We start from the raw sequence: 10,353 nt of genomic DNA, 5'->3' as shown, positions 1-10,353 counted from the left end.
CAGGGGTCCGCAGGGCGTGGGGCGGCGAGGTCACCTACACCGCCCCCACGCCCGCCGCGCCGACTCCTCGGCCGCGGGCCGGCTCGCCGTGAGCCCCGCCCGCCAGCAGAGCGGGAGCCCCCGGAGCGGCCGCAGCCGACCCCGCTGCTCGGCACCCTCGACACGGCCGACCCGGAGTCGAACCACCGGCACGCTTCCGTCTGCGCCGCCTTCACCAGCGTGTACAACGTGACCGGGATGCCGACGATGTCCGTCCCCTTCGGCCACGACGGCCAAGGCCTGCCGCTCGGCGTCCAGTTCGCCGCACCCCTCGGCGGGCACCGTCAAGACACATGAGGCATACGGAGCGGGAGCCTGCCCCCGAGCCGTCGTCCGTCGATCCGGCCACGACTTCGGCGCCGCGCGGGGTGCGGGTGAACAGTCGCACGCCGAGGTTGCGCTCCAGCGCGGCGATGCGTTCGGAGACGGCCTGCTGGGTCACCGCCGGCTCGGCGACGGCCTCCTGGAACTGCCCCGCGGCGGCGGTGACGAAGATCCGGACGGTGTCGAGGTCCATGCCGACACCCTAGGGACACAACCATTGGTTGTGGCCGACGGCTCTGCTGTTGTTTGATCCCCAGGTCTGCCGCCCGCTTTGATGCTTCCGATCGCGGATCGGTTGTGCGGATGAGTGACGAGGGGCGTCGGACATGAGGAACGGGCACCGGTTGGGGCGACGGTTCGGGTGGCTCTGGGGAGCGTACGGGACCAGCGCGCTCGGCACCTGGCTCGCCTTCGGCGCGTTCCCGCTGATCGCCATCCGGGTGCTGCACGCCGGGCCGGTGGAGGTCGCCGCGCTCTCCTCCGTAGGGTCTGCGGTGGACGCGGCCGTGGCGGTGCCGCTCGGCCCGTGGGTGGAGTTCCGCCGCAAGCGGCAGGTGCTGATCGGGATGGATCTGGTGCGGTTCGCGGCGCTGCTGACGATCCCCGCCGCGTTCGCGCTCGGCGTGCTCACCTTCCTCCAGCTCCTGCTGATCTCGATCGTCGTCGCGGCGGCCGACATCACCTTCCGCGCCGCCTCCGGCGCGTATCTGAAGACGCTGCTGCCGGCCGAGGACCTGCTCGTCGCCAACGCCCGATTCGAGTCCACGGCCTGGACGACCACGATCATCGGACCGCCGCTGGGCGGTGCGGCGATCGGGCTCCTCGGCCCGGTGGCGACCGTGGTGGCCGACGCGGTCAGCTACCTGCTCTCGGCCCTGGGCATCCGCGCGATGGGCGGGCACGAGCCGCGGCCCGAGCCACGGGAGGCCACGCGCATGCGGGCCGGGGACCTGCTCGACGGCTGGCGGTACATCCTGGCCGACGCGACGCTGCGTCCGCTGTTCTTCCACACCGCCTTGTTCAACGGCCTGGTGATGGCCGCCCAGCCGCTCCTGGCCGTCCTGATGCTCGGACCACTCGGGTTCACACCGTGGCAGTACGGCCTCGCCTTCGCCGCGCCCTCGATCGCCGGGCTGCTCGGTTCACGGCTGGCCCGACCGCTCGTCACCCGGTTCGGGCAGCACCAGGTCCTCGTCGTGACCGGGGTCCTACGCGCGATCTGGCCCGTCGGCCTGGCCTTCATCGGGCCGGGCACCGGAGGACTGCTGCTGGTCATCGGCATCGAACTCGGGCTCATCTTCTGCTGCGGGGTCTTCAACCCCGTCCACGCCACCTACCGCCTCGAACGCACCGCGACCGACCGGGTCGCCCGCACACTGTCCGCCTGGTCGGTGACGACCAAGGCCTCGACCGCGCTCCTGACGGCCGTATGGGGCGTGCTGGGCGGCCTGCTCGGCCCGCGTACGGCCACCGGCCTGGCCGGCGTGCTCCTGCTGGCGACCCCGCTGCTGCTTCCCCGCCGCGCGGCCGATCCGCGCGCCGAAGGGCATGGCGCCCCGGCTGAACGAACGCCGACGGTGCCGTAGGCCGTCCGAGTGGAGTGGAGACAAGCCGGTTCCGCCATGGCCGATGACGCCAACGGGGCGTCGGGGCCCGCTCGGCCGGCGCTTCGCCAGCGCTGTCCGGAGACGCTCACTGCCGGGGTCGGACCGCTACGCGGGGGACTCGTACTGATGGGCCTCGGCGCCTGTCCACTGGACCACGGCGGGGTTGTCGAGGATCCGTTCCGGATCGGCCATCCCCGCATCTGCGAGGAAGACGACGAGGTCGTGGTCGCTGTGTGCGAGACCGAGTCTTTCCTCACGGTTGTTGATGTGCACCGTCACGGGACGCCCGCCGGACGGGGTCGGCGCATGGACAGTGATGGGTGCTGTCGCCATTCCCCCATGGTGTCCCGCGTGGCTGACCCCCGCATCCCGATGAACGGTATGCGCGTGGGCGGGACGGCATGAGCTCCGGGATGGCGGAGCGGCCCGGACCGGTCGCGCCCGGCCCGTACGGATCGGTCCCCATCCTCGGGCGTCCGGGCTCGCTTCCCGGCCAGGTGGGATTCTCGCGATCCTGGCATCACGCATCGCTCTGACCTGCGGCGCGTCTCATCGGCGAAGTTGCTTCGGGCGTCGGAAGGGTCTCAAGGAGCTTGGCATTGCCTCTGGGGGAGGCGCCTGAGCACGAGCGTGATGGCGGCCCGGGTATTGAGCGTTTCGGATCGCGAACCGCTCGCGCCCAAGGCCCCTCATCAGTCGGATCCGCCCGGCCCCGAGGCCGCCGGCCCTCCGGTGCGCAGCCGCCGCCGGTGGTATCCCGGGTGCGAGCGGGTGACGCTCCGCCCATGCGTCGACGACCCGCATCAGCTCCGTCCGCCACGACTGCCAGAGGCTGTTGTGGATCACCCAGTCCCCGACTCTCCTGGTCGTCGAGGGCGGCTCGGCACCGGGCCGCAGCAGCTTCCAGGAGATCGGACCGCTTGGCGCAGCGGTGAAGCCGCATGTACCGCGTGCAGTCGGGGGCCTCCGGCAGTGACGAGAGTTCCATGGCGCGCGCGGTTGCCGCGCCTCGGCGACGCAGCGGTGCGGGCCTCGTATCGAGGATCGTCGCTCCGGCGACGATCCGGTGCATAACCGAGATCGCGCAGCAGGACACGCTCCCCGACATGCAGGGGAAGCGGTCGCGCCAGCGTGAGCCGGCCGGTCTCCCGCCCCAACGGGCGGAGCCGGACGGGGACAGCCGCCGATCCCAGATGCAGCACCAGGTGGTGGGAGCGGATCTCCCGCACGTGGTGGAGCCGCACGTCGATCCTGGACACCTGTGCCCACTCCCCGGGACCGATCAGTGCGTGCCCCCGGGCCACGTCCTCAAGCGCGGTGCCCCGGAGGTTGACCGCCAGCCTGGCTACCGCGTCGGCGCTGAACGGTCCGCGCCGGCGCAAGGCACGGCTGTTGCGTCCACATCGGTGTCGCGCAGCCGCGCGACCAGCGCCCGCACTCGCGCTTCCCGTGACTCCGGGGTGGCGTGCAGGGCCTGGTCGACGCGTGTCTGCGGGGTGCGGAGCGTGGCTTCGAGTGCGGCGGGAGTGAGCTTGCCGACGCGCACGGCACGCGCGAGCGGGCGTCTGCGAATGACCGCGGTCAGGTCACGGCGTCCGAGGACCATGCCGGCCTGCGGGCCACCGAGGAGCTTGTCCCCGCTGGCGGTCACGAGGTCCGCGCCGGCGCCGAGCCATTGCGTCGCGTCGGGCTCGTCGGGGAGAGCCGGGTCGGCGTGCAGGAGACCGGAGCCGATATCGGCCACGACCGGAACGCCGAGACTGCTGAGTTCCCGCACGGAGACGGACGAGCCGATCTCGACGCCACCGACCTCCCGACCGCCGAACTCGGCCGACTGTGCGGCTACCTTCCTCTGGCTCTTCAGCTCACCGCCGCACGCCTGCGCCATCACCCCACCTGGACCGCTGCCGACGTAGTGGCCGACCTGAGCGACCCGAACGAACAACTGAGTGGTCTCTCCACCGAACACCTCTGTCGCGGCCGCGTTTCAGCTCTCCTATCGAGACCTTCCGGCGGACCGGCAAAAGCTGTTCCGGCATCTCGGGATGCAGCCGGGCGTCGATGTCGACGCCCACGGGGCCGCCGCGCTGCAGGACACTGGAGTGTCGGACGCCCGCCGCATGCTTGAGGAGATCGAGGACCATCACCTCATAGAGGAAACGGCCCGTGGCCGCTACCGCATGCACGACCTCGTCCGTGAGTACGCCCGTAGGCTCGCGCGTGAGGCCGGAACCCATGCCGTGGATGAGGCATTGGAGAGGCAGTTGGACTACTATCTCCATGCCGCGACCCGGGCCGACCAAGTGTTCAACCGCTACAACAGCCCCGAGCCCCGGTACGCGACCGGCCCGCAGCCGGAGATTCCCGACATTCCCGATGCGCGTCGCGCGACTGCCTGGATGCGCGCCGAGTACGCCAACCTCCAGGCGGCGGTCGAGTACGCGGCTCGCCACGGTCACCTCACCCATGCCGTGTACCTCCCAGCCGCGATGAAGGAGTTCCTCCGTACCCACGGGCACTGGAGCGAAGCCCTCGCCCTGCACGGGACCGCACTCGAATGCGCTCTCACTGCCGAGGATGTGCTGGGGCAGGCGACGGCGTTGCGGAACATGGCGGTGATCCATCGTGTGATGGGCCGGTACGAACAGTCCGAGGCGAACCTCGCGCAGGCGCTGGAGCTCTTCGACGGTCTCCCGGACAGCCATGGCCAGGCCATCGCCTTCGGTGATCTGGCGAGTGTCCTTCGTGTGACCGGGAGGTATGAGGAGGCCGACGAGACGTATCAGCGGGCGCTGCGGCTCTTCCGTGACGCGGGCGACACCCGTGGCATGGCTCATGTGCTCGTCGACATCGGCCACGTACAGCAATTGACGGGGCGTTACGTCGAGGCCGCCGAGAGCCTCGAACGGGCGCTGGAACTGCATGGCGCTTCCGGAAACCGCCTCGGCCGGGCGAATGCCCTCACGGCTCTCGGCGACCTGCACAAATCCGCCGGCCGCTACACGGGAGCCATCGATGCCCACCGTGAGGCCCTCGTGAGCTATCGCATACTCGACAACCGCTACGGCGAGGGCAATGCCCTGGCCGACCTCGGTGACGTACTGCGGCTGAGGGGGGAGTACGAGGAGGCTGCGGAATGCATCGAGCGGGCGCTCGGTATGTTCCGCGCATTCGGTGCCAGGCTGGGCCAGGCGAACGCTCTCATGTACCTGGGCCGGGTCAGATACTGCACGGGACGGCTCGAAGCGGCCGAGAGGGACTTCGATGAAGCCCTCACCATCTGTCACGAGCTCGGCAGTCGCATGGACGGGCTCACGTCCTCATGCATCTGGCCGAGACGCAGGCGGCGAGGGGCGCACACGGCATCGCGATGAAGAATGCTCGCGCGAGCCTGGAGCTGTGCCGTGAGCTCAAGGACCGCGGGGGCGAGGCGGAAGCCCTCAACATTCTCGGCGCGGTCTGCCTGGCGGCCGACAGCGTCGCCTTCGCATGCGAGGCCCGTGAATGCCATGAGCAGGCACTCGAACTGGCACGTGTCATCGAGTCGCCGTACGACGAGATGCTCGCTCTTGAGGGACTCGACCGGAGTCTGGGTCAGGGCACGGCGGGCGGCGGATCCGACTGGCTGTCGCTCTCCCTCGTGATCGCCCGGCGACTGGAGGTACCCGACGTCAACCGGATCCAGGCACGTCTCGGTACGCGGTCGGGGAACGCCTCGACCCCCTGCTCCGCCGGGACGACATGAGCGATCCGCTCGCCGCAGTGACAACCTTGTCAACAGTGCGTCGGGCGTGCGATGTCGCCACTGACCCGGTCCGCGGACTGATCGGACACGCAGATCTCAAGGTGGTCCGCCCCGGCAGGACCGGGTCACGGCCGATCCCGCCTCCGCCACAGCCATTTCCGCGTTTCCCGGCCCGGGACTTCCTGGCCGCCCCCGGCCGACCGCTCGCACCGACCCGCGGATCCGTCATTGTCGCGGCTCCCTGCCGGGTGGTTCGGAGGTGTTGGTTGTTTCGGCCGCGCGAGTGGGTGGGTCAGCGGAGTTCTTGGATGCGGATGAGGTTGCCTGCGGGGTCGCGGAAGGCACAGTCGCGGATGCCGTAGGGCTGTTCGGTTGGTTCCTGGACGACTTCGGCGTCGCGGGCCTGGATTTTTTCGAAGGTGTTGTTGAGGTCTTGGGTGGCGAGCAGGATCCAGCCGTAGGTGCCTTTGGCCATCATTTCGGTGATGGTGCGGCGTTCGTTCTCGGTGATTCCGGGGTCCGTGGCTGGTGGTGCGAGAAGGATGGATGTGCTGGGCTGGCCGGTGGGGCCGACGGTGATCCAGCGCATCTTGCCTTGCCCGACGTCGCTGCGGACCTCGAAGCCGAGGGTGTCGCGGTAGAAGGCCAGGGATGCGTCGGGGTCTGTGTGGGGGAGCACGCTCGTGTGGATGGTGATGTCCATGGTGATCATGCTAAGGGCTGTCCCGTAATCCCTGGTGGATCAGCGCGCGGCGTCGGATGCGGTGCATCGCAGGGCGAAGCGACGTCCGCATACTGGATGTACGAGGTGCGCCGCGTAGAGCGTGGCGGGCCGGTCCGTGCCGGCCCGTCTGCGGTACGGCCCTCGTACGCGAGGCCGCTGACACCGCTGCGGGCGTCGTCGCCGATTTGGGGCGCGCACCGCATATCCGAACGCCCCCCGTCCCTGTCCCCGTTCCCGTCAGGTTCCTGCCGAGGGCATGCTGGACAGGTTGTCCTCTGCCGTTCGATCGAGGCGCCTGACAGCGAATGCAGTCCAGCCGTTCCCCGGTTGCGACAGCGGACTCGGTTGTGCGAACGAACGGGCTGGAGGCGTTGGATGACCGCACCTGCCGGGTTGAATACGAACGCAGGCTCGCTCATCTGAGCCAGGATGTCGCCCCCTGGAGACCCTGCTGCGCGACTGGCTGCACGATGCGTTGCGCAGTCACGGCGAGAACCTGTGGCGGGGGTAGCTGTCCGCTGGCGGGGCGGATGTCGCGGATCAGTGTGGGTGCGAACGGTCGTGATCGTGACGGTGGTCGTGGCCCTCGGGGCGTTGCGCCAGGGCTTCGGTGCGTGCGGTGATCTCGTCCGTGGACACGGCACCCAGGCCGACGAGCACGTCCTCCAGGGCACCCAGCCAGAGCAGGTAGTAGTTGTAGGGCTCCTCCCGTGCCGATGCGCTCTCCCGGGCAGTGATCCGGGCGATCAACGCGGCCTGGAATTGCGGCCAGGTGAACGCGGCCGCCTCGTACAGGCTGACGGCCATGCCGAAGGCACGGCTCTCCCACGGTTCGGCGAACACCAACTCGCCGTTGGTGCGCGGCGGCGCGGTCGGGCCCTCGATGTCCAACGACGCGCTCATGGGGCCTCGACCTTCGCCACGCCCACCATCGAGTCCCTCGTCACCAGCGGCACGAGCTCTTCCTCGGACAGGTGCTCGGTGCCGGCCGGACGTTCGGGCAGCACCAGCCAGCGCACCTCGCTGGTGGAGTCGCGGACGGTGATCTGCACGTCGTCGGAGAGTTCGAGTCCCATCTCGGCCAGCACCGTACGCGGCTCCCTGACGATCCGCGCTCGGTAGGCGGGGTCCTTGTACCAGCTCGGTGGCAGGCCGAGCACTGGCCATGGATAGCACGAGCACAGCGTGCAGACCACCACGTTGTGAGTGGTCGCGGTGTTCTCCACGACGACGATGTGCTCGCCCTGCTGCCCCGAGAAGCCCAGCTCCTTGATGGCGGCGGTACCTTCCTTGAGCAGCCGCCGCCGGTACTCCGGGTCGGTCCAGGCCTTGGCGACGACCTTGGCCCCATTGAGCGGGCCCACGTTGGTTTCGTAGGTGGTGATGATCCCGGTCATCGCCTTCGGATCGATCAGGCCCCGCTCGGTGAGCAGTTGCTCGAGCGCCTCGGTGCGCAGGGCCGCGGGAAGCCTCTCGCCCGGTCCGCCGGTGGTGGTCATGAGGTTGTCTCCAGGTAGCTCTCGTACAGCTCTGCGGTGAGCGCGAACGGTTCGGCGTCGGCGCCCCACAGATCGCGCGAGTCGAACCGGACCGAGTAGACGTGCTGCGGGTTCTCGCCCAGGAAGTGCGCGTTGGTGTCCGGCAGCACCGCGGCGGGCTGGATGCGATCGACGATGCCGGTATGGCCCCGCACGTAGCCCGGCAACCGGGTGTGGCCCGGCGGCGAGATGTCCTTGGCGCGCACATGCTCGCCGACGGCGAAGACCGGAGGGGCGTCCACGATGCGCAGCGATCCCTCGGCAGTCGGCTTGTAGTCGGGCCGGGCGGGCTTTGGGATCGGTGGTTCCTCGACGCGTTCACCGCGCAGGTTGCGGGCGCGGGCGTCGACCGCGCCCGGCGCCAGGATGGCGCTGTCGGTGAGCATCAGCTCGCCGGCGTTGAGCCAGCGCCCGTAGTAGCCGTCGTCCAGGTAGGCGGCTCGGTCCAGGCGCTCCAGCGCGTGCCGGAAGGCGTCCGTGTTGATGCGGCCGCACGCAACGCGACTGGAGAGGATCGCAAGCGCGAATGCCTTGCGCTGCCAGGGCTCCTCGAATACAGATTCATCGCGTCTCGGCGGATGAACGGGACCCCATCCCGGAGTTCCTCCCATATCGGCAATACCATCCATCGCGCAATCCCTCATGGTGGGAGAACAGCGGATATCTTGCTGGAATTGTAGGCAGCGGCGCTCTCGGATTCGCGGTATCGGCCGCATGTGAACCCGCCCGGCGGTAGGCATCGGCAGCACGAGAAGAGCGAAGTCGCGTGACGCCGTGGCGCAGATGAGGTTCGGCAAGCAGGTGGAACAGGCTGCCGAATCGCTCGTGCTCCGTATCGCCCGGTTCCTGGCCGGCCGCGGCATGGACGGAGCAAAGAAGACCGGCGCGGTGTTCTCCTGCCCCGGTACCCGCGTCCTGCCGAAGGCGGATGTCATCCGGCCCGCTCGTCCTGCCGGGCCGGGTGGCAGCGTGTTTCGCCACGGCTGCCCTGTGCCGTCACGCATCGCAGGCGGCGGCTCGATCCCTCCCTGTCAGACTCTCGTGAGACATGAAGACAATCGAGTCTTCTGTTGTTAGTAGGGCGAGAACAGGATCTTTCGAGCGTGACGCTGAGTAGTGCCGACCTTGAGGCCGGTGTGGCCGATGATGAGGCCGTGGGCAAGAAGAAGCGCGGTCCCCGCGCAGGCGGGCCGAAGCGACGGTCCTTCACTCCGGAGTACAAGCTGCGGATCGTGGAGGAGTACGAGCGGCTCACCGAGCCGGGCGCAAAGGGCGCGCTGCTGCGCCGGGAGGGGCTGTACCACTCACACATCATCGATTGGCGGGCTGCCCGGGATGCGGGCGCGCTGGATGCGCTGGCCGCGAAGCCGTCCGGGCCGAAGGGCAAGAGCGCGGCCGAGAAGGAGGCCGAACGGCTGCGGGCGGAAAACGAGAGGCTGGCCGCCGAGCTGGCCAAGTCCCAAAAGGCGCTGGCCATCCTGGGAAAAGCACACGAGCTCTTGGAACTGCTCTCCGGGAGCGAGGACTCCGAGCCCAAGCGGACGAAGTGATCACCGAGGCGTTCGGTCGGCTCGAGCCGGTCGTCGGGATCAAGCCAGGCGTGTGAGCTGACCGGACGCTCGCGGGCCACCGTCTACCGGCAGCGTCACCCCAAGGCGCGGCCGGCCGGGCCGCGCCGCCCGCCGGCGGTTCACCCGGCGGCCCTGTCCGAGCTGGAACAGGCACGCGTCCTTGGCGTGCTGCGCTCGCAGCGGTTCGTGGACAAGTCCCCGGCGCAGATCTGGGCCACCCTGCTGGACGAGGGCACCTACCTGTGCTCGATCTCCACGATGTACCGGCTGCTGCGCGAGCACGGCGAGGTCCGCGAGCGCCGCGCCCAGGCCACCCACCCGCCCAGGGCCAAGCCCGAACTGGTGGCCACCGGCCCAGGTCAGGTGTGGACCTGGGACGCCACCAAGCTCAAGGGCCCAGACCGCGGGGTGTACTACGACCTGTTCGTGATGCTCGACATCTACTCCCGCAAGGCGGTCCACTGGCTGGTGGTGCCGCGCGAATCCGCCGCGCTGGCCAAGGAGTTCATCGAAGACGCCTTCCGCGCCAACGGCGGCGTCGTTCCGGACGTGGTCCACGCCGACCGGGGCACCTCGATGACGTCCAAGCCGGTCGCCCGGCTGCTCGTTGACCTGAACATCGTCCGCTCACACTCCCGGCCGCGTGTGTCCAACGACAATCCGTACTCCGAAGCGAACTTCAAGACCCTGAAGTACTGCCCGGTCTTCCCCAATGCCGCGTAGTTAAGCGGTTCCGGGCGCTTGCAAGGGGTGTTGACCTGCGGATTCGCCAGACATGAGAACGGGACCTCCGGTAAAGCAGAGA

At 69.3% G+C, this 10,353-nt stretch carries 11 protein-coding genes and 2 pseudogenes; 6 read left to right on the top strand and 7 right to left on the bottom strand.

Annotated features, from left to right (window positions below; translation table 11 throughout):
- Positions 1–144: 144 nt before the first annotated feature.
- On the top strand, positions 145–336 hold the full coding sequence (locus ABZ826_RS22985) for an amidase family protein (protein WP_361451429.1): 192 nt from the start codon (positions 145–147) through the stop codon (positions 334–336).
- A 52-nt stretch (positions 337–388) separates the two neighbouring features.
- Here the strand turns inward: ABZ826_RS22985 and ABZ826_RS22980 are convergent.
- Positions 389–556 (bottom strand): annotated as a pseudogene (locus ABZ826_RS22980) (LysR family transcriptional regulator); the annotation flags it as partial.
- 133 nt (positions 557–689) lie between these two features.
- Here ABZ826_RS22980 and ABZ826_RS22975 point away from each other — a divergent pair.
- Positions 690–1,949, top strand: a complete 1,260-nt coding sequence (locus tag ABZ826_RS22975) for an MFS transporter (protein ID WP_361451230.1) — start codon at positions 690–692, stop codon at positions 1,947–1,949.
- Positions 1,950–2,075: 126 nt separating this feature from the next.
- Here ABZ826_RS22975 and ABZ826_RS22970 read toward each other — a convergent pair whose 3' ends face one another.
- On the bottom strand, positions 2,076–2,303 hold the full coding sequence (locus ABZ826_RS22970) for a hypothetical protein (protein ID WP_361451227.1): 228 nt from the start codon (positions 2,301–2,303) through the stop codon (positions 2,076–2,078).
- Between the two features lie 1,129 nt (positions 2,304–3,432).
- Positions 3,433–3,759: pseudogene (locus ABZ826_RS22965) on the bottom strand (L-seryl-tRNA(Sec) selenium transferase); the annotation flags it as partial.
- Positions 3,760–3,919: 160 nt separating this feature from the next.
- On the opposite strand from ABZ826_RS22965, the gene ABZ826_RS22960 reads away from it, so the two are divergent.
- The gene (locus tag ABZ826_RS22960; RefSeq protein WP_361451224.1) at positions 3,920–5,344 is read left to right on the top strand and encodes a tetratricopeptide repeat protein; all 1,425 of its coding nucleotides are present in this window, start codon (positions 3,920–3,922) and stop codon (positions 5,342–5,344) included.
- Complete coding sequence (locus ABZ826_RS22955) at positions 5,341–5,715, top strand: hypothetical protein (RefSeq protein ID WP_361451221.1); 375 nt, start codon at positions 5,341–5,343, stop codon at positions 5,713–5,715. The genes ABZ826_RS22960 and ABZ826_RS22955 overlap by 4 nt, the downstream gene beginning before the upstream one ends.
- A gap of 292 nt (positions 5,716–6,007) precedes the next feature.
- On the opposite strand, the gene ABZ826_RS22950 is transcribed toward ABZ826_RS22955, so the two are convergent.
- From ABZ826_RS22950 to nthB, 4 genes are all read right to left on the bottom strand, one after another.
- On the bottom strand, positions 6,008–6,418 hold the full coding sequence (locus ABZ826_RS22950) for a VOC family protein (protein ID WP_361451218.1): 411 nt from the start codon (positions 6,416–6,418) through the stop codon (positions 6,008–6,010).
- A 561-nt stretch (positions 6,419–6,979) separates the two neighbouring features.
- On the bottom strand, positions 6,980–7,342 hold the full coding sequence (locus tag ABZ826_RS22945; protein WP_361451215.1) for a nitrile hydratase accessory protein: 363 nt from the start codon (positions 7,340–7,342) through the stop codon (positions 6,980–6,982).
- On the bottom strand, positions 7,339–7,938 hold the full coding sequence (gene nthA, locus ABZ826_RS22940; protein WP_361451212.1) for a nitrile hydratase subunit alpha: 600 nt from the start codon (positions 7,936–7,938) through the stop codon (positions 7,339–7,341). The genes ABZ826_RS22945 and nthA overlap by 4 nt, the downstream gene beginning before the upstream one ends.
- A complete protein-coding gene (gene nthB / locus ABZ826_RS22935; RefSeq protein WP_361451209.1) occupies positions 7,935–8,606 on the bottom strand; it encodes a nitrile hydratase subunit beta in 672 nt (223 codons plus the stop codon). The genes nthA and nthB overlap by 4 nt, the downstream gene beginning before the upstream one ends.
- 474 nt (positions 8,607–9,080) lie before the next feature.
- Between nthB and ABZ826_RS22930 the strand changes: the two genes are divergently transcribed.
- Together ABZ826_RS22930 and ABZ826_RS22925 are read left to right on the top strand one after the other, a co-directional pair.
- Positions 9,081–9,527 carry a transposase gene (locus ABZ826_RS22930; RefSeq protein ID WP_361451206.1) on the top strand — a complete coding sequence of 149 codons (447 nt, stop codon included), beginning with the start codon at positions 9,081–9,083 and terminating at the stop codon, positions 9,525–9,527.
- A gap of 186 nt (positions 9,528–9,713) precedes the next feature.
- On the top strand, positions 9,714–10,271 hold the full coding sequence (locus ABZ826_RS22925; RefSeq protein ID WP_361451203.1) for a DDE-type integrase/transposase/recombinase: 558 nt from the start codon (positions 9,714–9,716) through the stop codon (positions 10,269–10,271).
- Positions 10,272–10,353 lie beyond the last annotated feature (82 nt).

It is taken from the genome of Streptomyces sp. NPDC047515 (assembly GCF_040643055.1).
Taxonomy (GTDB): Bacteria; Actinomycetota; Actinomycetes; order Streptomycetales; family Streptomycetaceae; genus Streptomyces.
The sequence above is the reverse complement of the archived record's forward strand: the minus strand, read 5'-3'. Positions and strand labels throughout refer to the sequence as shown.

Bases quoted from the DNA above. Each gene is read 5' to 3' on its own strand.
- ABZ826_RS22975 (WP_361451230.1), top strand. From the start codon at position 690: ATGAGGAACGGGCACCGGTTGGGGCGACGGTTCGGGTGGCTCTGGGGA.
- ABZ826_RS22970 (WP_361451227.1), bottom strand. From the start codon at position 2,303: ATGGCGACAGCACCCATCACTGTCCATGCGCCGACCCCGTCCGGCGGG.
- ABZ826_RS22955 (WP_361451221.1), top strand. From the start codon at position 5,341: ATGAAGAATGCTCGCGCGAGCCTGGAGCTGTGCCGTGAGCTCAAGGAC.
- ABZ826_RS22950 (WP_361451218.1), bottom strand. From the start codon at position 6,418: ATGGACATCACCATCCACACGAGCGTGCTCCCCCACACAGACCCCGAC.
- ABZ826_RS22945 (WP_361451215.1), bottom strand. From the start codon at position 7,342: ATGAGCGCGTCGTTGGACATCGAGGGCCCGACCGCGCCGCCGCGCACC.
- nthA (WP_361451212.1), bottom strand. From the start codon at position 7,938: ATGACCACCACCGGCGGACCGGGCGAGAGGCTTCCCGCGGCCCTGCGC.
- nthB (WP_361451209.1), bottom strand. From the start codon at position 8,606: ATGGATGGTATTGCCGATATGGGAGGAACTCCGGGATGGGGTCCCGTT.